The 24,261-nt window shown below is 66.7% G+C and carries 20 protein-coding genes and 1 pseudogene; 15 read left to right on the plus strand and 6 right to left on the minus strand.

Annotated elements, in window-relative coordinates; translation table 11 throughout:
• Window positions 1-46: 46 nt before the first annotated feature.
• Complete coding sequence (locus IPK65_10350) at window positions 47-1,450, minus strand: MBL fold metallo-hydrolase (GenBank protein ID MBK8163515.1); 1,404 nt, start codon at window positions 1,448-1,450, stop codon at window positions 47-49.
• Window positions 1,451-1,672: 222 nt separating this feature from the next.
• Between IPK65_10350 and IPK65_10355 the strand changes: the two genes are divergently transcribed.
• The 5 genes from IPK65_10355 to IPK65_10375 all read left to right on the plus strand — a co-directional run bounded on the left by IPK65_10355 (window position 1,673) and on the right by IPK65_10375 (window position 6,118).
• Window positions 1,673-2,845, plus strand: a complete 1,173-nt coding sequence (locus tag IPK65_10355) for a mechanosensitive ion channel family protein (protein ID MBK8163516.1) — start codon at window positions 1,673-1,675, stop codon at window positions 2,843-2,845.
• Entirely contained in the window at window positions 2,778-3,470 is a 693-nt protein-coding gene (locus IPK65_10360) for a DUF481 domain-containing protein (GenBank protein MBK8163517.1), read from the plus strand. Before IPK65_10355 ends, IPK65_10360 begins: the two co-directional genes overlap by 68 nt.
• A gap of 247 nt (window positions 3,471-3,717) precedes the next feature.
• On the plus strand, window positions 3,718-4,350 hold the full coding sequence (locus tag IPK65_10365; protein MBK8163518.1) for a hypothetical protein: 633 nt from the start codon (window positions 3,718-3,720) through the stop codon (window positions 4,348-4,350).
• Between the two features lie 7 nt (window positions 4,351-4,357).
• The gene (locus IPK65_10370) at window positions 4,358-5,026 is read left to right on the plus strand and encodes a hypothetical protein (GenBank protein MBK8163519.1); all 669 of its coding nucleotides are present in this window, start codon (window positions 4,358-4,360) and stop codon (window positions 5,024-5,026) included.
• A 213-nt stretch (window positions 5,027-5,239) separates the two neighbouring features.
• Entirely contained in the window at window positions 5,240-6,118 is an 879-nt protein-coding gene (locus tag IPK65_10375) for a sel1 repeat family protein (protein MBK8163520.1), read from the plus strand.
• 19 nt (window positions 6,119-6,137) lie between these two features.
• Here the strand turns inward: IPK65_10375 and IPK65_10380 are convergent, their stop codons facing one another.
• Both IPK65_10380 and IPK65_10385 read right to left on the minus strand, forming a co-directional pair.
• The gene (locus tag IPK65_10380) at window positions 6,138-7,097 is read right to left on the minus strand and encodes a hypothetical protein (protein ID MBK8163521.1); all 960 of its coding nucleotides are present in this window, start codon (window positions 7,095-7,097) and stop codon (window positions 6,138-6,140) included.
• A gap of 28 nt (window positions 7,098-7,125) precedes the next feature.
• A pseudogene (locus tag IPK65_10385) lies at window positions 7,126-11,417 on the minus strand (DEAD/DEAH box helicase).
• A gap of 104 nt (window positions 11,418-11,521) precedes the next feature.
• On the opposite strand from IPK65_10385, the gene IPK65_10390 reads away from it, so the two are divergent.
• The 6 genes from IPK65_10390 (at window position 11,522) to IPK65_10415 (ending at window position 17,932) form a co-directional block, all read left to right on the plus strand.
• Window positions 11,522-12,502: a DUF1722 domain-containing protein gene (locus IPK65_10390; protein MBK8163522.1), complete on the plus strand. Its 981-nt coding sequence runs from the start codon at window positions 11,522-11,524 to the stop codon at window positions 12,500-12,502.
• A gap of 96 nt (window positions 12,503-12,598) precedes the next feature.
• The gene (locus IPK65_10395; GenBank protein MBK8163523.1) at window positions 12,599-13,171 is read left to right on the plus strand and encodes a hypothetical protein; all 573 of its coding nucleotides are present in this window, start codon (window positions 12,599-12,601) and stop codon (window positions 13,169-13,171) included.
• Window positions 13,168-13,773 (plus strand): penicillin-binding protein activator LpoB, encoded by a 606-nt coding sequence (locus IPK65_10400; protein ID MBK8163524.1) that lies wholly within the window; start codon window positions 13,168-13,170, stop codon window positions 13,771-13,773. The genes IPK65_10395 and IPK65_10400 overlap by 4 nt, the downstream gene beginning before the upstream one ends.
• A gap of 113 nt (window positions 13,774-13,886) precedes the next feature.
• Window positions 13,887-15,185, plus strand: a complete 1,299-nt coding sequence (locus tag IPK65_10405) for a hypothetical protein (GenBank protein MBK8163525.1) — start codon at window positions 13,887-13,889, stop codon at window positions 15,183-15,185.
• A complete protein-coding gene (locus IPK65_10410; protein ID MBK8163526.1) occupies window positions 15,182-16,216 on the plus strand; it encodes an LPP20 family lipoprotein in 1,035 nt (344 codons plus the stop codon). The genes IPK65_10405 and IPK65_10410 overlap by 4 nt, the downstream gene beginning before the upstream one ends.
• 219 nt (window positions 16,217-16,435) lie before the next feature.
• Window positions 16,436-17,932: a DUF4382 domain-containing protein gene (locus IPK65_10415; GenBank protein MBK8163527.1), complete on the plus strand. Its 1,497-nt coding sequence runs from the start codon at window positions 16,436-16,438 to the stop codon at window positions 17,930-17,932.
• Window positions 17,933-18,177: 245 nt separating this feature from the next.
• Here the strand turns inward: IPK65_10415 and IPK65_10420 are convergent, their stop codons facing one another.
• Window positions 18,178-19,068: a DMT family transporter gene (locus IPK65_10420; GenBank protein MBK8163528.1), complete on the minus strand. Its 891-nt coding sequence runs from the start codon at window positions 19,066-19,068 to the stop codon at window positions 18,178-18,180.
• Window positions 19,069-19,404: 336 nt separating this feature from the next.
• Here IPK65_10420 and IPK65_10425 point away from each other — a divergent pair, with 336 nt between their 5' ends.
• From IPK65_10425 to IPK65_10435, 3 genes are all read left to right on the plus strand, one after another.
• A complete protein-coding gene (locus IPK65_10425; GenBank protein ID MBK8163529.1) occupies window positions 19,405-19,644 on the plus strand; it encodes a DUF465 domain-containing protein in 240 nt (79 codons plus the stop codon).
• A gap of 30 nt (window positions 19,645-19,674) precedes the next feature.
• On the plus strand, window positions 19,675-20,106 hold the full coding sequence (gene arfB, locus IPK65_10430; GenBank protein MBK8163530.1) for an aminoacyl-tRNA hydrolase: 432 nt from the start codon (window positions 19,675-19,677) through the stop codon (window positions 20,104-20,106).
• Between the two features lie 255 nt (window positions 20,107-20,361).
• Window positions 20,362-20,568 (plus strand): cold-shock protein, encoded by a 207-nt coding sequence (locus IPK65_10435; GenBank protein ID MBK8163531.1) that lies wholly within the window; start codon window positions 20,362-20,364, stop codon window positions 20,566-20,568.
• A gap of 142 nt (window positions 20,569-20,710) precedes the next feature.
• On the opposite strand, the gene IPK65_10440 is transcribed toward IPK65_10435, so the two are convergent.
• On the minus strand, window positions 20,711-21,643 hold the full coding sequence (locus IPK65_10440; GenBank protein MBK8163532.1) for a CopD family protein: 933 nt from the start codon (window positions 21,641-21,643) through the stop codon (window positions 20,711-20,713).
• 10 nt (window positions 21,644-21,653) lie between these two features.
• Complete coding sequence (gene copC, locus IPK65_10445) at window positions 21,654-22,022, minus strand: copper homeostasis periplasmic binding protein CopC (protein MBK8163533.1); 369 nt, start codon at window positions 22,020-22,022, stop codon at window positions 21,654-21,656.
• 278 nt (window positions 22,023-22,300) lie between these two features.
• Here copC and typA point away from each other — a divergent pair, with 278 nt between their 5' ends.
• The gene (gene typA / locus IPK65_10450) at window positions 22,301-24,118 is read left to right on the plus strand and encodes a translational GTPase TypA (protein MBK8163534.1); all 1,818 of its coding nucleotides are present in this window, start codon (window positions 22,301-22,303) and stop codon (window positions 24,116-24,118) included.
• Window positions 24,119-24,261 lie beyond the last annotated feature (143 nt).

Below are 24,261 nucleotides of genomic sequence, written 5' to 3' on the forward strand. Positions count from 1 at the left end.
GGCCGGCAGCCTGGCGCCGCTCTGCCCGCCGCGGCGGGGCGGCGCCTTATATGTCGATGCGCTCGCCCGGTTCCGGCAGGCGCGCCTCCAGCCCGGTCTCCTCGCGGATGCGGTCGCGCAATATGGCGGCCTTTTCCGTTTCCCCGTGTACCAGGTACATGCGCGGCCGCTGCGCCGCGAAGCCGCGCGTCCAGTCGAGCAACTGCCGCTGACCCGCGTGGGCGGAGAATCCTCCGAGGGTGTGGATGCGCGCCTTCACCGCGATCTCGTTTCCCAGCAGGCGTATCTGCTGCGAGCCGTCGACCAGTGCGCGCCCCGGCGTGCCCCGGGCCTGGAAACCGACGAAGATCACGTGCGCCTCGGCGCGCCACAGATTGTACTTGAGGTGATGGCGGATGCGTCCGCCATTGCACATCCCGCTGCCGGCGATGATGATGGCACCCCCGGTGATCTGATTGATCGCCATGGATTCCTCGGCCGAGCGCGAGGTGCGCAGCACCGGCAGCCAGGCATGCAGGTTGGCGGCATCGGCGCGGTGCAGTTCGGCGATCTCTTCCCGGTTGAACAGCGTCATATGGTCGTGGTAGATCTCGGTCGCCGCGATCGCCATCGGGCTGTCGAGGAATACCGCGCGCTGCGGCAGTTCGTCCGCCTGATAGAACTGCCCGAGCAGGTAGAGGATCTCCTGCGTGCGACCCACTGCGAACGCGGGTATCAGCACGTTGCCTCCGCTGTGCGCGGCGGCCTTCAGTGCCTGTTTGAATTCCTCCACGGTTTCGGCCGTCGGGCGGTGATCGCGGTCGCCGTAGGTTGACTCCATCAGCACGATGTCGGCCTCGTCGACCTTGGCCGGATCGCGCAGCAGGAAGGAATCCCTGTTGCCGAGGTCGCCGGAAAAGACCAGTTTCTTCGTGTCGCCATCCGTCCTGATCCACAATTCGACGATGGCCGAGCCGAGGATGTGCCCGGCGTCGCGGAACCGGAACTCCAGGTCGGGGGACAGCCGGTGGCGGATATCGTAGGAGACAGGGTGGCGCAGGCCGAGCACCGTCTCCACGTCGGCGAGCGTATAAAGCGGGGCGATGGCCTGCCTGCCGGCGCGGCGGCGGATCTTGTTCTCCCACTCGGTGTCCTTTTCCTCCAGATGGGCCGCGTCCTTCAGCATCAGGGCCACCAGGTCGTGTGTCGCGGGCGTCGCGTAGACCGGTCCGCGGAAGCCTTCCCGCGTGAGCCGCGGCAGCAGGCCCGAATGGTCGAGATGTGCGTGCGACAGGATCACCGCGTCGATGTCGCACGGGTCGAAGGCGAATGCGCGCCGGTTGGCCTCCTCGGTCTGTGCGTCGCCCTGGAACATGCCGCATTCGAGCAGGATGCGCGAGCGCGCGGTCTCGATCAGGTAACAGGAGCCCGTTACCTGTCCGGTCGCGCCCAGAAACTGCAGTGTCGCCATCATGCCTCCCGTATCGTCCGTCTCGCGGCGTTCCCGCATTATTACCGGTGTGGATCAGCCGCGGACACCTGATCGCGACTATCATACTGTGTCCGCGTGCCGGGCTGTATTCCCCGCTAGGGTTCAATCTCCCGCCACCATCGCGTAATATGAACCGCAGTTGCGCGTTCCCGCAAGATCGCGCACCGTGACGGGCACTGGTTTCGCCCGGGGAGGAAGGCGATGGAGAAAATCATGGAACTGATCAGTCAGGTGCGCTGGGAGACGATGCTGTTTTCGTCATTCCGGATCACCCTGATCCTGGTCATCGGCTGGATCGCGCTCACTGCGGTCAAGATCGGGCTGCGCCGCATGGAGGCCATGCTGATTGAGCGGGCGAAGGGCGAGGGCGAGTTCATGGGCGAGGCGGTCAAGCGCGCGGAGACGCTCGCCAAGCTGGTCCGCCAGGCAGCCATCATCGTGATATGGGTCATGCTGATCCTGATGATACTGCGCGAGGTCGGCGTGGAGATCGCGCCGATCCTGGCGAGCGCCGGCGTCGTCGGCCTGGCCGTCGGCTTCGGCGCACAGAATCTGGTGCGTGACCTGATCACGGGGTTCTTCATGATCCTTGAGAATCAGGTGCGCGTGGGGGACGTCGCGATAGTCAACGGGACCGGTGGGCTGGTGGAGAGGATCAACCTGCGCACCATCGTGCTGCGCGACCTGTCCGGTGTCGTCCACGTGTTTCCCAACGGCACCATCAATACACTCGCCAACGTGACGCGGGAATGGTCGGCCTATGTGTTTACGGTCGGCGTCGCCTACAAGGAGGACACCGACAGGGTGGTGGACGTGATGCGCCGCGTCGGAGCGGATCTGAAACAGGATGAAGCTTTCGGTCCGCTCATGGTGGAGGACATCGAGATCTTCGGCGTGGACGAATTCGCCGATTCCGCCGTCAATATCAAGGGCCGCATCAAGACCCTGCCCATCAAGCAGTGGGATGTGGGAAGGGAGTACCTGCGCCGCGTCAAGAAAGCCTTCGATCGCGAAGGCATCGAGATTCCTTTCCCGCACCGCTCAATCTACTTCGGAGAGATGAGCAAACCGTTCGCGCTGCAGCTGGTCAACGGCGCCACCCCCGAGCCGGCGCACCGCAAGGGGCGATGCCTGAGCGCAGCGTTTCCCCGCGAACGGGATCCTCCGGGCACTGAACCCATGCTCGTGTCCGCAGAGCGGTTCGCGGCGCACGTGCCTCCCCCTGTGTCCGGGGATTCCGGGTATATGAAACAAACAGGAGTATGTGATGAAGCTTGCAGCTGCAGCGGTGACGATGATGACAGTGATGGTTTCGGCGGCGGGCATTTCCCCGGCGCACGCCGAGGACGAGACGCCGCCGGGGTGGAGCGGTGACGCCGGCCTGGGTTTCGTTTCCACGACGGGCAACACCGAGACCGAGACGATCAGTGCCAAAACCACGCTGGTCTACGGGGCCGCACCCTGGAAAAACACGGCGAAACTCGATCTTCTGAAAGGCAGCGACAATGACGAGACCAATGCCGATCGTGTGACCGTTTCCGGAAAGTCAGAGCGCAACCTGAGCGAGGCGAGTTATCTGTTCGGCCTGATCAACTACGAAGACGATGAGTTCAGCGGGTACGACTATCGCGCCAGTGAAACGCTCGGTTATGGCCGTCGCCTGCTGCGGGGCGAGACCGTTACGCTGAACGCCGAAGCCGGTCTGGGTGCGCGCCAGGACAAGTTGAGCGCTACGGGCGGGAGCGAGGATGACGGCATCGTACGTCTCGCCGGTCTGCTCGAGTGGCGCATCAGTCCTTCCGCCACGTTTACCCAGGAGCTGGAAGGCGAAGGCGGCGGCGGGCTCACCGTGACCCGCTCCCTGTCCACCCTCTCGGCGCAGGTCGTGGGGAATCTCGCGGCCAAGCTTGGCGTCAGGATCACCCATACTTCCGATGTTCCGCCCGACATCGACATGACGGACACCGAAACGTCCACCACCCTGGTGTACGAATTCTGATCCGCTCCGCGCCGGTATGCGGGAAGTCAAAAGGGGATGGAGCCTGGCTCCGTCCCCTTTGTTGTTTCAGCGTTTGCCCAGGCAGAAAGTCGGCGAATTATACCAGTTAATCAGCGGTTTGGTCAGCTTACCCGGGAGTTTGATTTGAGTTATATATAACTATGCGGCCGTTGCGCATTCGAGTACGGACGCAGGGCGACCGATATAGGATCAGGCTGCATCGTTATGGCTGTTGGGAGGTGTGCTGATGGCTGGTCACCCGCATTCCGAGCGTCTCATCACCGGGACGGATCTGCGAGAATATTTTCAACACTCCATCGACGACGCACTGACCACCCAGGGTGTCGATGCGGCAGTGGAGACGGTCTATTACATCGTCAACCTGCTGACCGTCTATCAGCGCGCCGACCGCCTCTACGAGCAAACTCCCGACGGACTGGAGCTCAAGCCGCTCGCTGTCATGTACGCCGAGGCGCTCGAACTCCCGCATCCCGAGCAGCGCAACCGGGTGGTGCAGCGCCTGGGTGACATCGCGCTGTTCATTGCCGGGGTATTTTCGGAGAGCCTGCAGCGCAGGCTGGTCGACGTCGATTACTACATCGCCATGGGCAGCAATGCCTACGGCTATCTCTCCGACTCCATGCGCGGAACGACCCGGGGGGAGGTGTTCTGCGAGATCTTCACCGAGCTGTCGCGCAACTTTTCCGAATTCGTCCTCGCGCTCGCGCACGTGCGCGACGGCGCCGAGCCGCGCAGTAACGCGGATATCCTGAAAATCTACGACCTGTGGCTGCGCACCGGCAGCCGGAGCGCCGAACGGCGGCTGCGCCAGCTGGGTATTGGCGGACATGCGCTGGTGACGGAAGCCGTGCGGCACTGAGCGCGCCATGCCGGCATCGTGCCTGCACAGCCTGCAACGTCATCTCGAGCGTATCTACGAGATCGACGTCTCCGGCGACTGCGATGTCGACCGTTTCCTCATCACCGATTCCGAGCTGGCGGTTACGCTGGACAACGGACCCCGCGCGCGCGGGATACCTGAAAAGCTGCTGGTGCAGGAGCAGGCGGACGAGCTGCATGTGTCGCTTTATCTGGATCCCGCCGTCATCGAGGTGCTGTCCTCCAACGACCCTATCCGCAGCCTGAACGACGGCAACCTGGCCGCATTCTGGTCGGCGCTGGAAGGGGTGAGTCACTTCCTCTACCTGATCTGGAACGCCCGCCACGGGCGCAGCATCAGTCTGTTCGAGCTGGAGCTGCAGGCGGAGGTAGACAAATTCGTTGCCGCGCTGTTCCTGCTGGCGCAACAGCGCCGTTTGCACGTGCCGCGCGAGATCCATGAGCGGCTCTTCGCGAGTCCGGTGTTCGACGTCAGGCTGGACGAAGGCGAGCAACGCCGCTACCGCCATGCGAATCATTTCGCCGGCCTTTATTGCGGTCGGCTGCGCCGGCGCTATCTGGTGAACCGGGGCGCCGGCCTGATGAAGGATCTGCGCCGCTTCTATCGCCTGACACACCGGCACAAGCTGGATCACATCCGCACAGCCACCGGCTGATTTTCCCGCCACTGGTACGCGGCAGATGTCCCGCGCAGTCACCTCCGTTCCCGCCGGGCATGATCGCGCCGCGGATCCATCCTGATCGGCTCGGCGCCGGGTAAACATTGCCTCGATAGTGCCGATATCTCGATCAGGGGCGGCCGTCAGCCGGCCGGTCTTTCGTCCCTTCTAATGAATCGTCCGTCCGGCTGTCGCGGCAGGGGCATGGTTATGCGGCGTTCGGTTCTGTTCATCCAATGTGCAGTGATCTTCCTGATAACGATACGGGCGTCCGCGGCCGAACACGCGACATTGTCTGTCGAGGCCGCGTTGGCCGAGGCGGTGCATGGTTCTGCCAGCGCACAGTACCAGCTCGGCAACCGCTATCTGAACGGCGACGGGGTCGCGCAGAATTTCACCGATTCGGCCCGCTGGTTCCGCCTTGCCGCGGAGAATGGACATACCGAAGCCCAGCTTACGCTCGGCCTGATGTATGAGTCGGGTGTGGGAGTGGAACAGGACGTCGTGCGGTCGATCGACTGGATCCTGATGTCGGCGCAGGCAGGGCTGCCTGGTGCCCAATACAAGCTCGCGCGGATGTACGCCTATGGCGCCGGCGTCACGGTGGATGCCGCGGCGGCGGCCGGATGGTATGCCGGGGCCGCGGCGGGCGGCGTCGTCGAGGCGCAGTATGAGCTTGGGCTAGCCTATCTGAATGGCCGCGGTGTCGGGCGTGACATGGAGCAGGCCGTCGAGTGGCTGCTTACCGCCGCCGCAGCCGAATACGCCGATGCGCAATATCTGCTCGGCACCTTATACATGGAGGGTATCGGCGTGCCGCGCGATTATTATGCGGCGATGGAATGGTTTTTTCACGCGGCGCGCCAGGGCCACGGCGACGCCCAGTACCACATCGGCATGATGTACGCGCAGGGCATCGGCGTCATGCGGCAGGATGCCAAGGCGGAGCTCTGGCTGCGCCGGGCGGCGTCCGGCGGGCATGAACTGGCACAGCGCGGACTTGAGGAGCTGATCCGGCGCCGGGTCGAGAATCTGGGAAATTACCCTTTGCCCGATCTGCGGCGGGTGCGGGGGAGTTTGTTCGGTTGAACCGCGGGTGGGGCGATGCCTACGGCGCAGGACGGTTGTCCGGATAGGCCCAGGGATTGGCCTCGCCGTGATCGAAGTAGCTGCTCCAGTCGGGGTTGATGTTGGCGCTGTTGTGGGTGGGGTCGGCATAATTGTAGGTGCCGCTGCTGCCCCCCGCGCCGCTGCCCGCGGTATAGGAATACATGCCGGCGGTGACCGAGGAATTCTGTGCGTCGGTGGACATGTCGAAGCGCACCGACGACGGCCCTCCGCCAGGTGGGCTCACATCCTCCGGCAGGTTCGGTCCGCGCAACTCCACCGTGTTGGTGACGGCGGAGGCGGTCGCCGCGCTGCTCAGGGGGTTGCCGGTGGAATCGATGATGAGCGTAGCGTTCAGGTCGGCGGCATCGATGATGTTCGTAATCGAGGGTTTTTCCGCGTACCTGTCCTTGACGAAATCGACGGTCAGATCACCGTCGGTGACGAGCTGGCGCATCTGGACCCGTGAGGGATTGCCGCTGCTGTTTCCGCTGGAGACCGCGTCTGAAGCCAGGGGGTCGAATCCGTTACCTTCAAATCCGAAAGCGACGGCGGTATCACCGACGCTGGCTGAATGGTCCGGGCCGATCGGGCTGGCAGTGCCGCTGCAGTTGATCGGCCCGCGGCACGAACCGCCCGTCTGGCCGAAAAAGCCTGCCTGGATGTAGACTTCCTGCGCAAACCCGGATGCCGGATCGCCGACGATCAGATGATAATACGGCGTGGTGCCATCCAGCACGCGTTCATAGACAAATGGGGTTTGATCGGCAAAGAGCGCATCATTTCCGCCCTCATCCGTCTGGAAGACGGTGGTGCCGCTGAAAACGGGATTCGCGGTGTCGGCGTTCCAGTTCAGAGTGAACTCGGCCCTGACCGGCGCAGCACAAAGAAATAGTGCGGACAATCCGAGCGTTAACGCGATCTTCGGTACCCGATTCTGCGGCTGATGCACGTCGTCCACCCTGGGCCACGCAAGCACCTGAAGTGTACTACAAAACACGGGGTTCACGCGAGCGGGGTGCTAGCGCCTCCAACCCCTCCGTGAATTGCTCTGTATATACGGCTTTCCCGCCCGTTGCGCCTGCAATCACCATGCCGTCACGATACAGCACCCGATTGGCCGTCTGTGCCGGGACACGGTCCCCGGGGGTGATTATCCCGGTCATATTCAATGGATCGGCCCCGGAGAGGCTGATCATGAGGCCGTTGCGTCCCTGCCGGCGGACCTCCCGGAGGGCGCCGACGGCCTCGGGCAGGGCGTACTGCTCGCCGCTGAAACCGTCGACGAAACGGCCGCCCCGGATCTCGCCGCGCGCCTCCAGCCGGCGGTAGACCTGGATCAGTTCGCGCCAGGCCGGCGCGCCGGCCTCGCGCGCGACCAGACGGCGGAAGACCACGCCGTAACGCCGGAGCAGCGCACGGGCGATATGCTCGCATGCCGCCGTTTCCTTGATGTTGCCTGGCTGCAGACGCACCGGTGGCAGCCATACCCAGCGTCCGGCGTGCTCTACCCCGGGGGCGTGGGCGCGGCGGCGGCGCCGACCGCTGTTGTACCCGGGGCGCAGGTGCTGCGGTGCGAGCAGGGCGCGCAGCCCGGCGAAGCTGTCGCAGTTCACGAGGCCGGCGGCCGCGAGTTCGGCCAGCGCCGCCTCGAGCTGGGTGTGCAGCAGTCCGCTGTGCTGCAGCAGGTCTTCGAAGAACGCCGCCGGGTGACGCGCGAATACCTCCGCCACGGCGCGCGCGTACGCGGACAGTTCGATCGCCGCCCCGTCGACCGGTTCCGCCCTGCGCCAGAAGGGCAGGCTCGAACGCGGTACCAGGGCGATCGGCGCGGCGCGCAGCGTCGGCGCGACGGGCCTGCCTTCCTTCGCAGCCTGCCGCGCCGCGAGCGGGCGGAACCAGGCGAATCGTCCGCTGGCGCACAGCCGGTCGAGCTCATCCGGCGTGTATCCCTTCATGCGCGAGGGCAGGATGTGCGCCTCCCAGGCAGAGGCCGGCGCGGCGCAGCCTTCGAGCTGCATCAGCGCCGCGGCGAGCGCCTCAATGCCTTCACCGGGATCGTCGAGACGCTGCCAGTGGAACAGGAAGCGCATGAAGTCCGCCGGCGCCACCGCCTCGATTTCGCTGCGCAGCTGTTTCAGGGTATAGCGATGGATGCGCGCGAGCAGGCGCCGTTCGCACCATTCCGTTTCCAGGACGCCGGGGGTGAAACGTCCCTGCAACGCGAAGCCCTGCTGCTCCAGTTCGGCGAGCGCGGCGTGCAGATCGGGTTCGCGAAGGCCCAGGTCCCGCGCGAGGGCGGCCGCGGTGACCGGCCCGCAGCCCTCCAGCCGGCTGCGCAGCAGCGAGAGCCGCGCCTGTTCCGGCGTCGGTGCCTGCTCGCCGTCCTCGATCACGGGAGCGATGGCGGGGGCGAGTTGCGTGCGGGATCGGGATGCAGCGCGAGCAGTTCTGCCAGGCGCTCCGCGGCGACCCAGCGCACCGCGCCGTCGGCGCCGGTCGCGCGCGTCGCGCGGCGATCCTCCGCCAGGCGGGCGAACAGGGCGGGCCAGGCGGGTTCGTGCACGGTTTCTTCTTCGCGCAGGAAACCGAGCAGCACCAGGCCGTCGTGCAGCTCGTCCGGTGTCGCCGCCTCCGGCCAGGCCTCGGCGCGCACGCGCGCGATGGCGGCGGCGTCGAGCCGGCCGAGATCGGCGGCGTCGGCGGGGTCGATGAAACGGCGCTGCTGCACCGCGAGCGTGCGGCGTTCCTCGGCGGGCGCGTCGTCGAGAAAGGCGTAGGCGCGCGCGGTCAGTATCTCCGCCGCGAGCGGCGAGGGCGCGGCGAGGTCGCGCGCCAGCACGCGGATCTCTCCCCCTTCGATCCCGGCCAGCACGCGCACCAGGCCGTCGACGTCCATCAGCTCGTGCAGGCAGTCGTTCAGGGTCTGGGTCACCAGAGGGTGATCCGGTACCTCGCGGTCACCTGCGATGTTCTCCAGGCAGGCGAGCTGGTCCGGGAACACCAGCGCGACCAGGTCCTCGGCATCCGCGCGCTGGAACGGCGCCGGTACGCGCTTGCCGTTGCGGTTGCGCGGCACCGCGAGCGCGGTGTTGGCCACCCAGCGCCAGCGCGTACCGAACATCGGCGCCGCGAGCAGCGCCTGGACCAATATCTCGCGTGCGTTGTGCGCGCGCAGATAGCCGGCGACCTCGGCGAGCGGAAAACTGTGCGTCGGGCCGAGCGACAGCACGATGCTGTCCTCGGTGGCGGCGGCCTGCAGCTCGAAGTTGAACTTGCGGCAGAAGCGCTTGCGCAGCGCGAGCCCCCACGCGCGGTTGATGCGTGCGCCGAACGGCGCGTGGATGACGAGGTGCATGTCGCCCGCCTCGTCGAAGAAGCGCTCGAGGATCACCTGTCGCTGTGTCGGCAGCGCGCCGAGGGCCGCATGTGCAGTGGCGAGGTAATCGGCGAGCTGTTGCCCCGCGGCGGGTTCCAGCCGCAGTGTATCGATCAGCCAGTGCCGCGCGGAATCGATTCCTTCATCGAATTTTTCCGCCAGCGCCGCGCGCAGGCGCGACACCGCGTGCGAGAGTTCGTCGGTGCGACCGGGCGCCTCGCCGAACCAGAACGGGATGTTCGGCGGCTGTCCCCTGGCGTCCTCCGCATGCACCTTGCCCTGCTCGATCCTGAGCATGCGATACGACGTGCTGCCGAGCTGGAAGATGTCGCCCGGCAGGCTCTCGAAGGCGAAGTCCTCGTTCAGGGTGCCGATGAACTGGCCCTGCGGCTGCAGGATCACGTCGTAGTCGAACTGGTCCGGTATCGCGCCGGCGTTGGTGACGGCGGTCAGGCGCGCGCCCGGCCGTGCGCGCAGGCGGCCGTTGACCGCGTCGCGATGCAGGTAGGCGCCGCGCCGGCCGCGCCGCGTGGTATAGCCGTCGGCCAGCATGCGCACCACGGCGGTGTAATCCGCGCGCGTCATGTCATGATAAGACTGCGCGTGCCGCACCAGTTCATACAGCGCCGCCTCCTCCCATTCCCGGCTCGCCACCTCGGCGACGATGTGCTGCGCGAGCACGTCGAGTGGCGCGCGCGGGATGTTGATCCGGTCAAGCTCGTCCCGCCGCACCGCGTCGAGCAGGGCGGCGCATTCGGCGAGGTCATCGCGCGAGAGCGGAAACAGGCGTCCCTTGGGCAGGCCGCCGACGGCGTGTCCGGAACGGCCGACGCGCTGCAGCAAAGTGGCGATCGAGCGCGGCGAGCCGAGCTGGCATACCAGGTCAACCTCGCCGATGTCGATACCGAGCTCGAGCGAGGCGGTCGCGACCAGCGCGCGCAGGTGGCCGCCCTTCAGGCGCTGCTCGGCGTCGAGGCGGTGCTCGCGCGCGAGGCTGCCGTGATGGGCGGTGACCGCGTCCTCGCCCAGGCGCTCGGCGAGGTGGCGCGCCGCGCGCTCGGCGAGGCGGCGCGTGTTGACGAAGATCAGCGTGGTGCGGTGCGCCCGCACCAGCTCCGCCAGACGGTCGTAGATCTCCGTCCACACCTCGGCCGCCATCACCGCCTCCAGCGGCGACCCCGGGATTTCGAGCGCGAGGTCGCGCCGGCGTACGTGGCCGGTATCGACGATGGCGCAGGCGGTCGCCGGTTCGCCGGTGAGGAATTCCGCCATGCGTTCGATCGGCTTCTGCGTGGCGGACAGCCCGATCCGCACCGGCGGTTTGTCGCACAAGGCGGCCAGCCGTTCCAGCGACAGCGCGAGATGGGCGCCGCGCTTGTTGCCGGCGAGGGCGTGGATCTCGTCGACGATCACCGTGCGTACGGTGGCGAGCATGGCGCGCCCCGACTCGGACGTCAGCAGGATGAACAGCGATTCCGGCGTCGTGACGAGGATGTGCGGCGGCGTACGGCGCATGCGCTCGCGCTCGCCCTGCGGCGTGTCGCCGGTGCGCACCCACGCGCGCACCGGCACGTCGGGCAGGCCGCTCTCGAGCAGAGCGTCGCGGATGCCGGCGAGCGGCTGCTCGAGATTTTTCCGGATGTCGTTCGACAGCGCCTTCAGAGGCGAGACGTAGAGCACGCGGGTTTCGTCCGGCAGCCCGCGTTCCAGACCTTCGCGCACCAGCGCATCGATCGCCGCCAGGAAGGCGGCCAGCGTCTTGCCCGAACCGGTCGGCGCCGCGATCAGGGTGTGCCGTCCGGACCGGGCCGCGGGCCAGGCCAGCGCCTGCACCGGGGTCGGCTCCCCGAGTGTGCGCGCGAACCAGCGCGTGACGGCGGGATGAAATGGCGGCTGTCCCATGGCGACATCATAGCCCAAAATGCCTCGACCGCGGCGCGCGCCAGGGCGCAGCGTTGCGCGGGCATCGCTTGTCGGCCGGGGCCGGAAACGGCCATGATATGCGCATGGAACACAATCGGGATACGCCGGCGCCGGATGTCCCCCGCATCACCCTCGGCATCAGCAGCTGTCTGCTCGGGGAGACGGTGCGCTTCGACGGCAACCACAAGTACAACGGCTACATCGCCGAGACCCTGGGACAGGTATTCGAGTTCCGTCCCTATTGTCCCGAGGTGGCGATCGGGCTCGGTGTACCCCGTCCCCCGATCCGTCTGGTGGCGACGCCGGACGGCACCCGCGCGCGCGGTGTCGATGATCCGACGCGAGATGTGACCGCGGCGCTGACCGACTGCGGCTTGCGGTTCGCCGCGCAGCTGGACGGCATCAGCGGCTACCTGTTCAAGAAGGGCTCGCCGAGCTGCGGCATGGAACGGGTGCGGCGATACAGTGAGGAGGGCCAGCCTGTCCCGGGCGACGGGGCGGGGATCTTCGCCCGCACTCTGATGGCGCAGTGCCCGGAGCTGCCGGCGGAGGAGGAGGGACGCCTGATGGACCCGGTGCTGCGGGAGAATTTCGTCGAGCGGGTGTTCGTCTATCACCGCTGGCAGCAGCTCGGCCGTGGAGGCCTCACCGCGGCCGGGCTGGTGGATTTCCACACCCGCCACAAATTCATCCTGCTGGCCCACGACGAGCCGGCCTACCGCGCGCTCGGGCGACTCGTCGCACAGGCCGGCGCGCGCCCCATACCGGGTCTGGGGCGGGAATACCTCGGCGCCATAATGGCGGCGCTGAAAAAACCCGCGCGCGCCGGGAGTCACACCAACGTGCTGCAGCACATCTACGGCTTCGTCAAGGACAAGCTCGACGCGGAGGACAGGCGTGAGCTGCTGGAGGTGTTCGAGGAGTACCGGTGCGGGAGGATCCCGCTGATCGTTCCGCTGACCCTGCTGCGGCACCACCTGCGGCGGCATCCCGACGGCTACATCGAGCGCCAGTATTACCTCGATCCCCATCCGCGCGAACTGATGTTGCGCAACCTGATCTAGTCCCTTGCGCGCCCCGCCACGGCTTGAATATTTGCAGGCGTCCGCCCATAGTGTCGGGTGTGCGTCGGAGACGTCGGCGCGACTGAGGAGAAGGTGATGAAAGCGGGACAGAAAATATTCCTGGCGGTCGCGGTGCTCGGTGCCGCGCTGCTTGCCGGCTGCGCCGGTACCGGCCCGACCCAGGTCGAGAGTGACCTCGGCATCAAGGGCGCCCCGGACTGGGTCAACGAGGGGACCGCGATCCTGAAGACGCGCGACGGGCGCCTGTTCCACGGGGTCGGATCCGCGCCGCCGATGGGAGACCGTTCACTGCAGACCTCGGCCGCCGATGACCGCGCCCGGGCGGAACTGGCGCGCGTGCTGAGTTCCTACATGGACGTGGCGTCGCACGATTACACGGCGGCGAGCGGCAGCGGCGACCAGGCGCTGCTCGCCGCCAGCATCTCGCGTCAGATCGAGAACATCACCCGCGTCAACCTCGCCGGCAGCCGCATCATCGGCCGCTGGCGCGACGAGAAGACCGGCGTTATCTACGCGCTCGCCGAGCTTGACATCGGGCAGGTGAAGGACACCCTGGGGCGGGTGGAAGACATGAACGCCGGCCTGCGGGATCATATCCAGGAGCGGGGCGACAATATTTTTGACGGCATGGCGAAGGAGAAACCATGAAGGCGATGTTCAGAACGATGGGGCCGGCGCTGCTGGCGGCGCTGGTGCTGGGAGGGTGTGCCACCAAGGTGGAGCGCATGGAACCCGGCGAGGCGGTTGACCTGAGCGGTAAATGGAACGACACCGATTCGCGCCTGGTGTCGGAGGAGATGATCCGCGACGTGTTGTCGCACCGCTGGGTGGGGGATTTCAGCCAGGGCCACGCGGGCGCGCGTCCCGCCGTCATCGTCGGCGAGATCCGCAACCTCAGCCACGAGCACATCAGCGTGGTGACCTTCGTCAACGACCTCGAGCGCGAGATCATCAATTCCGGGAGGGTCGATTTCGTCGCCTCGCGCGATGAGCGCGCGGACATCCGCGCGGAGCGCAAGGACCAGGATCTGAACGCCAGCGAGGAGACCCGCAAGCCCATGGGCCAGGAGCTCGGCGCGGACTTCATGCTCAAGGGAGACATCAGCACCATCCTCGACACCGAGGGCAAGCAGCAGGTGCGTTACTACCAGGTCGACCTCACCCTGATCAGCCTCGCCGACAACCGCAAGGTGTGGGTGGGGCAGAAGAAGATCAAGAAGCTGGTGACGAAGCCGGGGCTGCGCCTCTGAAAAGATCCGTGAGGAGCGAGGCGTGAGGTGTGAGGAGTTAAGGACGCGGCCGGGGTTCTCCCGCTTCACGCCTAACGCCTCACCCTTCACCATTTTCCGGATTTTCCAAAGACATGTCTTTCCTGCTCCGTCTGCCAACGGTTTTGCTGATTGCCGCATTAAGCGGCTGCGCCACCTACGGCGACTGGGTCGGGGAGATGGAGCGGCAGATCGCGGCGAGCGATCTGTCGGGGGCCCTGCGGACGCTGGGGGAGCGCGCGGGCGGGAATGCGCGGGATGCGGTGCTGTACGATCTCAACCGTGCGATGCTGCAGCGCATGGCGGGCGACTTCGCGGGCAGCAGCGCCGCCTTTGAGCGCGCCAAGGCAGCGATCGAGCGCATGGAAGCGGTGAGCGTCAGCGAGCAGGCCGGCGCCCTTGCCGTCAACGACATGATGCGCAGCTACACGGGCGCGCCCTACGAGCGTGTCCTGCTGCACGTCTATGCCGCACTCGATTACCTGGAGCTGGGCCGGCCCGAGGATGCCCGCGTGGAGATCCTCCAGCTCGATGTCCTGCTGGGACAGGATGAGGACCGCGGCTGCGCCGGGTTCGCGCGCTATCTGAGCGGGATGATCTTCGAATCGCTGCGGCAGTATGATGATGCCATGATCGCCTACCGCCAGGCCTATGCCGCCTACCACCGCGACGGCGGCACGGTCCCGGCCCCGCTTGGCCGCGACCTGGTGCGGATGGCCGCCCGCGTGGGCGGCATGGCGGACGAGCTGCGGCGATACCGCGCCGAGTTCGGGTTGGCGGAGGAGTCGCCGGGTCCGCGGGACGATGATGGCGAGCTGATCTTCCTGCTCCACAGCGGGCTCGCGCCGGTCAAGCGCGATACCCTGGTCGGCGCGACGACGAGAGATGGATTGCTGGTAACGGTCTCCATGCCCTATTACGAATACCGGGCGCCACGCGTGACCGGGGCGCGTCTGAGCGCGGACGGCCGCGCCGCCGTGACCGCGCTCGGCGTGGACGTCGCCGCCGCCGCGACGGCCGCGCTGGAGCGCGAGCAGCCGCTCATGCTCGCGCGTGCCGTCGCCCGCGCGGCCCTCAAGCACGAGGCGAGCGAAAAGGCGGACAAGGAAAACGACGCCCTCGGCGTGATGGTGAACATCGCCGGCGTGGTGAGCGAGCGTGCCGATACGCGCAGCTGGTCGACGCTGCCCAACCGCATCTACCTGGCGCGCCTGCCGCTCGCCCCCGGTCGCCACGAGGTGCGCGTCGAACTCGACGGCGCGGGCGCCGCCGCGGCGCGCGACTTCGCGGTCGACCTGGCGCCGGGGGAGAAGCGTTTCATCTCGCTGCACCGGGTGAGCACAGGCGATCTCGACCCGCCGCCCTACCGAATCGAACGGAGAAGAGTGCAATGACTACCGTGATGAAGACACTAACGGCGCTCGGACTGGCCGCGCTCGTCGCGTGCGCGTCGACGCCGCCCGCGCCCGTGGCGCCACCCGACTGGGTGAGCGGCGCGGCGGCGCGTTATCCCGCAGACGCCTACCTGCTCGGTCGCGGATCGGCGGACAACCTGAACGACGCCATCGACCGCGCGCGCGCCGACCTCGCCAAGGGTCTCGCGGTCGAGATCAGGGTCGAGACCTCGGACGTGCAGACCTTTGCCCTCGACCGTCCGGATGCGCGCGCGCCCGGCGCCGCGGAGGAGCGCATGCGGCTCGACGTCACGCGCAGCATCACGACGCGCGCCGATCAGATCGTGCGCGGGGTGCAGATCGCGGAGACCTGGCGCGACCCCGCGGGCGCCGTCGACCACGCCCTCGCGGTGCTGCCGCGCGCCTCCGCCATGCAGTCCCTGCAGTCGGATCTCCGGATGCTCGACGATGCCGTCGGTGCCGGGATCGCGCACGCGCGCGCGGCCGGCGACCCGCTCGCGGCGATCGCGGCCGCCGACCGCGCCATGCGCAGCCAGCTCGAGCGCGATGCCGTGCAGCGGCTGCTGCAGACGGTCGATCCCGCCGGGCACGGCATGCCGGCGCAGCGGTCATTCGCGCTGCTGCGCAACGACCGCAACGCCCTCATCGCCCGGCTGCGCATCCGTCCCGGCGCGGCGGGTGACGAGACACAGGCGGTCACGGTCGCCCTCTCCGGCGCCCTCGGCGAGGCCGGCTTCACCGTGGTGGAAGAGGGTGCGGCCGACTATGCGCTGGCGGCCGTGCTCGAACTCGAAGACCTCGGACTGCGGGAAGGATGGTACTGGATCACCGGCAGTCTCGAGATCGTCCTTGGCGATCCGGAAGGCCGGGTGCGCGGTTCGCACCGCTGGGATATCAAGTCCTCGGCGCAGGATCCCGGGATCGCCCACCAGCGCGCGCTGGACGAAATCGAAAACCTGCTCGACCGGGAGCTGTTCACCACCCTGTTGTCCTTTTCCGGCGCGGACTGATCGCCTTCCCTCGCGCCCGGGCGCCCGGCGCCTGGCGTAGCCTGCCCGTACACCCGGCCCTGCGGCCCGCGCATTCCACCCGTCGCGCGCCGGGAACCCTTTTCCGGCGCGTTGCGTTATACCCAGAGAGTGACGCGCCGCACGAACTGCCGATGACGCAGGGCGGGGCGGCCGCCGGCCGGGACATAGCCAATAAATTTCAAGGGGTTGTACAGCTACATGCGCATCAGGGCAAAACAATGGTGGACGCTGGCGTGGATCTCCGTGCTGGCACTGCTGGCGGGGATGTTCATCACCTCCTGCGGCGGCGGATCGGATGAGGATGCGGCGTCCAGCAACGGCGTCGGCAGCGTCGCGGTCCTGTTGACCGACGGGCCGGCCTCGAACTACGACCAGGTCAATCTGACCATTACGCAGATCGAACTGATCGGCGACAACGGCGCCTCCGCGGTGGTGTTCTCCGGTGAGCGCACCGTCGACCTGCTCGACCTGAGCGACGATGCCGAGGTATTCAGCCTGGTCGACGCCCCGGCCGGCATCTACCACAAAATCCGTTTCACGATCACCGCGCTCGAACTGGTCAGGCTGGACGAGTCGGGCGCGGTCGTCGAGACGGTCGAACCCGAACTGCCCGCCAACGGCACGGTAGACCTCAATCCGCGCATGGACTTCATCGTCTCGGGCGATGAACCGCTGGTGCTGCAGCTCGACCTCGACGCGGACAAATCCATCCAGGCCATCCGGCTCGGCAACGGCAGGTACCGCTTCCGCCCGGTGGTATTCGTCGAGATCGTCTCGGGCGCGGTGCGCGGCCGCTATGCGCGGCTCGAGGGCACGATCGCCGCGGTCGATTCCGACGCGCAGACCTTCAGCCTGTGCGGCACGCGCACCACCTTCCGCCACCATCGCAACGGCCGCTGGGGCCAATGGGGCCGGGGCGACCGGTCGAACGGCAACAACGCAGTCGGGGTGGATGACGAGTCGCGCTGCATCGACGTGGCCGCTGCGACGGATGCCGCGGTGTTCACCGCGCTCGGCGCGGCGACTTTCGCCGCTGTGGCCGACGCCGCCGAGGTTACCGTGTTCGGCCGCCTGGTGCGGGGCGCCGGTGACGACGCCTTCACGATGCAGGCGCAGGTCATCGCGGTCGGCGCAGACGAGGACTTCGCCAGCGTCAGGGGCGCGGTCACCGCGGAGTACGACGCCGGCACCGGAGAATTCGCCCTCGACGTCACGCGCGGCGGCGGATTCGATACGGGCGCCAACATCACGGTCACGGCGCTGGACGGCGCCCGCGTGTTCACCCGTTCGGGCACGGAGCTGGCGCTGGACGACATCAATGCCGGTTTCGGCGTGAAGGTGTTCGGCGTGCCGACCGGTGCGACGCCGGAGCTGCAGGCCGCGGTGGTCTTCGTCAACGACACCGCGAGCGCCGAGACTGAACTCAGCGGCACCCTGGGCGCGCTCGACGGCGCGAACGGCACCTTCACCCTGCTCGGCACCGCCCAGGGCGACGTGTGCGTGCGCGTGAAGGACAATGCGGACATCTTCCTGACCGGCACTGACGGCGGCGGGGCCCAGACCAGCGATGCCGTCGCCCTCGACGAACTGAGCGACGGCCTGGCGGCGGACGTCTACGGCCGCTTTGAACTGACCGGCTGTCTCGCCGCCTCGGACATCATCGTCGCTGCGGCGGAATCCGCCGCGGAGGAGTGAGCAGTATCGCGCAGCACAACACGTAATTCCGCGGCCCGCCTCCGGCGGGGCGGGTCGCGTACCGGTTATCCGTCCCGGCTTCCCCCCCACCTCTCCTCTTCCCCCTCCGAGGGGGGAGGCCGGGGGCGGATATTCAACCCCGCATCAGAGGGTAAATAACAGAAGATGTCGCGAGGAGCAGGCCATGGTCAAACAACCGGTTCACCTCTATCTGCTGGTCCTGTCGCCCAGCTTTCTGTTCGCCGTCAGTCAGGGTCCGTTGTTGCCGGGCGCCTGATCCACCGCTCTCCCGTCTCATAGAACAGCAGTCCGGACAGGATCAGTGCCGCGCCGGCGATCTCCCTTGCGCCGAAGGTCTCGCCGTTGAGGAAATGGCCGAACAGCAGCGCGATCACCGGCGTCACCAGCAGGAGCAGCGCCATGCGGGCCGCCGTGACGCGTTGCAGCGCGTAGTAATACAAGATGAAACCCGCCACCGATCCGAACACGCCGAGGTAGGTGATCGAGAGGACGGCCCGCCGCGGCAGCTCGGGCGGCGGGTGGCCGTCGAGCAGCAGCCAGGTCAGCAGATAGCATGGCAGGGCGAACAGCAGCGCGCCGGTGGTCAGCGTCAACGCGGGCAGCCCGGCGCCGGCGCGCTTGACCCACACCGTGCTGAGGGAATGCAGGAATACCGAGGCCAGCACCGCGGCGAGGCCGGGGCCCGCTTCGGCGCCGATACGTTCGCCGCCGAAGATCAGCCACAGACCGCCGAGGCCGATCATGCTGCCGGCGATCTTCGCCGGCGTCAGCGCCCGTTCCCTGAGCCAGCAGGCGGCGAGGACGCCGGTCACGATCGGCGTCAGCCCGAACAGTACGGAAATCATTCCCGAGGACACATACTGGGCGCCCCAGTAGACGCAGACCATCGCACCGTAGATGCCGACGGTGGCCGCCAGGTAGCTGCGCACCGCGGCGCCGTGCCAGGGCAGCCGCATGCGCAGCAGGCGCAGGATCAGCAGGCACAGCACCGCTCCGATCACCATGCGCGCGGACGCCCCGAACAGGAAGCCCGGACCCTCGCCGCTCCACTTGATCGCGAGCGGCGTTGTTGACCAGATCAGTATGATCCCGAGATAGGCGGCGTGTATCGACATGTCCGCATGCGCTCCTGGCAAAACGAAAAAGGCCGCGGTTCCCTGCGGAACTGCGGCCCTGATCATGTGGCTGTGTATCTGCTAATGCATCAAGACGTCAGTCCGCACCTCCGGCGTGCAGCCGCGGCGCATCGTACGACCCACAGCGGGAGGGCGGGGGTTTGTAGAGCGGATGTGCCGGCGCGGAACCTCATGAAAGGCAGTGTGACACCCGCCGGATTCCGCTGTCAATGAACGCCGCCGCAGGCCGCATGGCGAGCGCCCGGTTTTGCTTTGGCCCCGGAAGCGATATCATCAGGCTTCATAAGGTTTATGATTCCGCACAGGAGGAGAGTTATGTTTGGTGAGCACCATCGGCTTGACGAAGAGTTTCCCGAATTCAAACAGCAGATCCACCAGCTCAAGCTGAACGATCACCGTTTCGCCAAGCTGTTCGATGAATACGTCAACATCGACAAGGAGATCTACCGGATCGAGGAGGAGATCGAGACGCCATCCGACGGTTACACGGAGGACCTGAAAAAGAAGCGTCTGCTGCTCAAGGACAAGCTCTACGCCATGCTAAGGCAGGCCTGATCGGGATCCGCGGGACTGCGGACGAGGCGGATGGACGCGGGTCTGCGGATCTCCGCCCAGGTGACCATCCCCGCGCACGAGATCGAGATCAGCGCGATCCGTGCGCAGGGCGCCGGCGGGCAGAACGTCAACAAGGTGGCGAGCGCCGTGCACCTGCGCTTCGACATCGCGGCATCGTCGCTGCCGGACAGCTACAAGCAGCGCCTGCTGCAGCTGGACGACAGCCGCATCAGCAATGCGGGCACGGTGGTGATCAAGGCCCAGCAGCATCGCAGTCTGGAGCGCAACCGTGAGGCGGCGCTCGCCCGCCTGGGCGAACTCATCCGCAGCGTCGCCGCGCCGCGCAGGAAACGTGTGCCTACCAAGCCTACCCGGGGCGCCCGGGAAAGGCGCCTGGACCAGAAAAAACTTCGTGGGAAAACCAAGTTATTGCGCGGACGGCCCGGCGCGCGCGCGGACTAGCGCGTGCAGGGGTATCGCGCCGGGTGTCAAAATGCAGACTCGATGCGCCGTGCACTCGAATTTTTTCATCTCGGGTGTTTGTCCTAGCGGTTTCTATCGCGTATATTTGGTAGTGCTCCAAATAATAAAAGGGATATATTGCCCGGCATTACAATTCATCCAGGTTCGGTTCAGAGGCGCGTTTTCGTGGTCTTTCTGTCAACTACCTCGCATGATTTGTAAATTATATGGTTGATAGTGATAGGGGATATTTGCATGGCTACAGGAACAGTGAAGTGGTTCAATGAATCCAAGGGTTTCGGTTTCATCACTCCTTCGGACGGCAGTGCGGATGTGTTCGTGCATTTTTCCGCGATTGTCGGCGATGGATTTCGTACACTCGCCGAAGGTCAGGCGGTGACGTATGAGGTGGAGAAGGGACCCAAGGGACTGCAGGCGACGCAGGTCAAGCTAGATAAATAATTAAAATGTGTTGTATGTAGTCCTTTAAAAACCCCCGCTGCGCAAGCGGGGGTTTTTGTTTGCGGGATAACCGCGCTGCGCCGCGGTCTCCGGTATCTCCAGAATCATGCGTATGCGCGCGCGGCCGGGACAGCCGCGCAGGTCAATGCGCCGGCGGCGTCTGCATGCCCAGCAGCGCGGCCCCGGCCAGCACGCAGAGGAACACCACCGTGTCGATACGCAGCACGCGCAGGAAGCGGAACGCGGGGATGGCGCCGTCGTCCGGTCCAGCCTCCGGCCGCCGCGCCCGCGCCTCGATCGCGGGCACGATGCGGAAGCGGTTCCAGGCCCCGATCGCCATCATCACGCCGACCGCCGCGAGCTTGATCAGCAGCGCACGCCCGTAATCGCTTTCCCACAGCGCCGGCCAGTCCGGCAGCTGGCGCCAGGCATTGTAGACGCCGCTTGCCAGCACCGCGGCGAGCGCCGCGCCGGCGAGCATGGACAGTCGCGCGGCGCTGCCAGCGAGGGTCTGCGCAGGTGTACCGGGCCGGCACAGGCCAGGCAGCACGCGCAGGGCGTAGACAGCGACGCTGCCGCCCCACAGGCAGGCGGCGGCGACATGCACGACATTGACCAGGTTGGGCAGGGTGAAGGCGCCGCCGTCGCCGGCATGGCCGGTGGCGCTTGCCGCGAAGATGATCGCCGCAGCGCCGGCCGCAAGCCCACAGGCCGCGGGGGGCCCTGCGCCGCGGCGCGCGATGATCAGTGCAAGCACCAGCAGTACCGCCCAGGCCGCCGCGCGCAGTTGCCAGAAGGCGCCGTAATCGCTGTTCGTGAGGGCGCGGCCCAGGTAAGGCCAGGCCTCGCCGAGACTGACGTCCGCGAGGGAGGCGGTGCGTGACAGCAGATCGCCGGCGCCCGTTACGGCGAGCAGCGCGAGCGCCAGGAACAGCAGGGGCAGAGGTTCGCCCGCGCCGCCGCGCCCGGCTTGCGCCGGCAGCAGGTAGATCCAGACTGCTGCCGCGCCGGCCACCAGCGCGAGCGCAGCGCGGTCGAGGGCGGTGACCGCGAAGGGAAACAGTTCGAACGTCAAGGGCGCGCGGTCACTGCACGCTGAAGGAGAAGCTGCCCTTGACGCGGTGGCCATCGCCCGAGATCACGTTCCAGTCGACCTTGTACTTGCCGGAGGTGATCGGGTTCAGGTCCACGCGGATGTGTTTCGGGTCGGTCTCGTCTACGGCGACCTTCTCCTGATCGACGCGCTTGCCGGCGGCGTCGGTCACCACGATCTTGCTCCATTCCGCCGCCACCTTGTCGGAGAACCACAGTTGCACAGATGCCGGCGCCGCCGACAGGGAGGCCTTGTCGGCGGGATCGGATTTTTCCAGGTGGGTGTGCGCGCTGGCGCCGAGCGGCCAGGCGGTGATGAGCAGGGCGCCGAGCAGGCCGGCGATGAGGGTTTGCTGGGTCATGGTTGCGACTCCTGGCGATAGGGTGGATGGGATGGGGTCCGCACGGTGTGTCCGGCCCGCCGGGACCGTCTAGTACTGTAGCCCGGGAATCGCCCGGGCGGGACTGCAAGGGGGCATTTTACGCCTTTTCAATCGTAGGCACCAATCTTCCTACCGCCTAATTTCCCGAGCATTTCCGCCATCCAACCCCATGTACGGTTCCCGGCGCGGGAGGACGACATACAAATTCCGTGCATATCCTGTACAATGGTCCGTTTTCATTCAGCCGGTGACACTCTGTGATCGAGAAGATACGTAATATCGCAATCATTGCCCACGTCGACCATGGCAAGACCACGCTGGTCGACAAGCTGCTGCAGCAGTCCGGCACGCTCAAGACGCGCGGCGAGGTGCAGGAACGCGTGATGGACTCCAACGACATCGAGATGGAGCGCGGCATCACCATCCTGGCGAAGAACACCGCCATCGAATGGAACGGCTACCGCATCAACATCGTCGACACCCCCGGCCACGCCGACTTCGGCGGCGAGGTCGAGCGCGTGCTGTCGATGGTGGACTCGGTGCTGCTGCTGGTCGACGCCGTCGACGGCCCGATGCCGCAGACGCGCTTCGTCACCCAGAAGGCCTTCGCGCGCGGGCTGCACCCGATCGTCGTGATCAACAAGATCGACCGCCCCGGCGCGCGTCCGGAGTGGGTGCTGAACCAGACCTTCGACCTGTTCGACCGTCTCGGCGCAACCGACGAGCAGCTCGACTTCCCGGTCATCTACGCCTCGGCGCTCAACGGCTACGCCGGGCTCACCCCCGACGTGCGCTCCGGCGACATGACGCCGCTGTTCCAGACCGTCGTCGACCGCGTCGCTCCGCCCGAGGTCGACCGCAACGGCCCGCTGCAATTGCAGGTCAGTTCGCTCGATTACAACAACTATGTCGGTGTCATCGGCATCGGGCGCATCGTGCGCGGTCGCATCAAGACCAACACCCCGGTGGTGGTGGTGGACCATGACGGCCAGCGCCGCAACGCGCGCGTGCTGCAGATCCTGGGCTTCATGGGGCTGGAGCGCACAGAGATCCCCGAGGCGCAGGCGGGCGATATTATCGCCTTCACCGGCATCGACGGTCTGCGCATCTCCGATACGCTGTGCGACCCCGCCGCGGTCGACGCGCTCGCCCCGCTCAGCGTGGACGAGCCCACCGTCAGCATGACCTTCCAGGTCAACAACTCGCCCTTCGCCGGGCAGGACGGCAAGTTCGTCACCTCGCGCCAGATCCGCGAGCGCCTGCAGAAGGAGCTGATCCACAACGTCGCGCTGCGCGTCGAGGATACCGGGGCACCCGACAAGTTCCTGGTCTCCGGCCGCGGCGAGCTGCACCTGTCGATCCTGATCGAGAACATGCGGCGCGAAGGCTATGAGCTCGGCGTGTCGCGCCCCGAGGTCATCCTGCGCGAGGTCGACGGCGAGAAGCACGAACCCTTCGAGCAGCTCACCGTCGACGTCGAGGAACAGCACCAGGGCGCCGTGATGGAGAAGCTCGGCGCACGCGGCGCGGAGCTGCGCAACATGATGCCGGACGGCAAGGGCCGGGTGCGCATCGACTACGTCGTGCCGGCGCGCGGCCTGATCGGTTTCCGCACCGAGTTCCTCACCTCCACCCAGGGCACCGGCCTGCTCTATCACGTATTCGACCACTACGGTCCGATGAAGACCGGCACGTTCGGCCAGCGCATCAACGGCGTGCTGATCGCCAACGCGCCGGGCAAGGCGCTCGCCTACGCGCTGTTCAACCTGCAGGAGCGCGGCCGCCTCTTCATCGGCCACGGCGACATGGTGTACGAGGGCATGATCGTCGGCATCCATTCGCGCGACAACGATCTTGTCGTCAACGCGCTCAAGGCCAAGCAGCTCACCAACATCCGTGCCGCCGGCACCGACGAGGACCTGCTGCTCACCCCGCCGATCCGCATGACGCTCGAGCAGGCGCTCGAGTTCATCGACGACGACGAGCTGGTCGAGGTCACCCCCAACCACATCCGCCTGCGCAAGAAGGCGCTCAAGGAACACGAGCGCAAGCGTACCTCGCGCGCGGCGGGCTGACGCCGCCGCGAAGCCCAATTGGATTGAACGGAGAAACGTTGGTTTTCGCTGTGCTCAGCCCAACCCGCGCTATCCATGCGGTCCATGGCATGTAGCCCGGATGCAGGCGCGCAGCGCCGGAATCCGGGAGTACTCCACGCTCC

It is taken from the genome of Gammaproteobacteria bacterium (assembly GCA_016712635.1).
Classification (GTDB): domain Bacteria; phylum Pseudomonadota; class Gammaproteobacteria; order SZUA-140; family SZUA-140; genus JADJWH01.

Bases quoted from the DNA above. Each gene is read 5' to 3' on its own strand.
- IPK65_10350 (MBK8163515.1), bottom strand. From the start codon at position 1,450: ATGGCGACACTGCAGTTTCTGGGCGCGACCGGACAGGTAACGGGCTCC.
- IPK65_10355 (MBK8163516.1), top strand. From the start codon at position 1,673: ATGGAGAAAATCATGGAACTGATCAGTCAGGTGCGCTGGGAGACGATG.
- IPK65_10360 (MBK8163517.1), top strand. From the start codon at position 2,778: ATGGTTTCGGCGGCGGGCATTTCCCCGGCGCACGCCGAGGACGAGACG.
- IPK65_10365 (MBK8163518.1), top strand. From the start codon at position 3,718: ATGGCTGGTCACCCGCATTCCGAGCGTCTCATCACCGGGACGGATCTG.
- IPK65_10370 (MBK8163519.1), top strand. From the start codon at position 4,358: ATGCCGGCATCGTGCCTGCACAGCCTGCAACGTCATCTCGAGCGTATC.
- IPK65_10375 (MBK8163520.1), top strand. From the start codon at position 5,240: ATGCGGCGTTCGGTTCTGTTCATCCAATGTGCAGTGATCTTCCTGATA.
- IPK65_10390 (MBK8163522.1), top strand. From the start codon at position 11,522: ATGGAACACAATCGGGATACGCCGGCGCCGGATGTCCCCCGCATCACC.
- IPK65_10395 (MBK8163523.1), top strand. From the start codon at position 12,599: ATGAAAGCGGGACAGAAAATATTCCTGGCGGTCGCGGTGCTCGGTGCC.
- IPK65_10400 (MBK8163524.1), top strand. From the start codon at position 13,168: ATGAAGGCGATGTTCAGAACGATGGGGCCGGCGCTGCTGGCGGCGCTG.
- IPK65_10405 (MBK8163525.1), top strand. From the start codon at position 13,887: ATGTCTTTCCTGCTCCGTCTGCCAACGGTTTTGCTGATTGCCGCATTA.
- IPK65_10410 (MBK8163526.1), top strand. From the start codon at position 15,182: ATGACTACCGTGATGAAGACACTAACGGCGCTCGGACTGGCCGCGCTC.
- IPK65_10415 (MBK8163527.1), top strand. From the start codon at position 16,436: ATGCGCATCAGGGCAAAACAATGGTGGACGCTGGCGTGGATCTCCGTG.
- IPK65_10420 (MBK8163528.1), bottom strand. From the start codon at position 19,068: ATGTCGATACACGCCGCCTATCTCGGGATCATACTGATCTGGTCAACA.
- IPK65_10425 (MBK8163529.1), top strand. From the start codon at position 19,405: ATGTTTGGTGAGCACCATCGGCTTGACGAAGAGTTTCCCGAATTCAAA.
- arfB (MBK8163530.1), top strand. From the start codon at position 19,675: ATGGACGCGGGTCTGCGGATCTCCGCCCAGGTGACCATCCCCGCGCAC.
- IPK65_10435 (MBK8163531.1), top strand. From the start codon at position 20,362: ATGGCTACAGGAACAGTGAAGTGGTTCAATGAATCCAAGGGTTTCGGT.
- copC (MBK8163533.1), bottom strand. From the start codon at position 22,022: ATGACCCAGCAAACCCTCATCGCCGGCCTGCTCGGCGCCCTGCTCATC.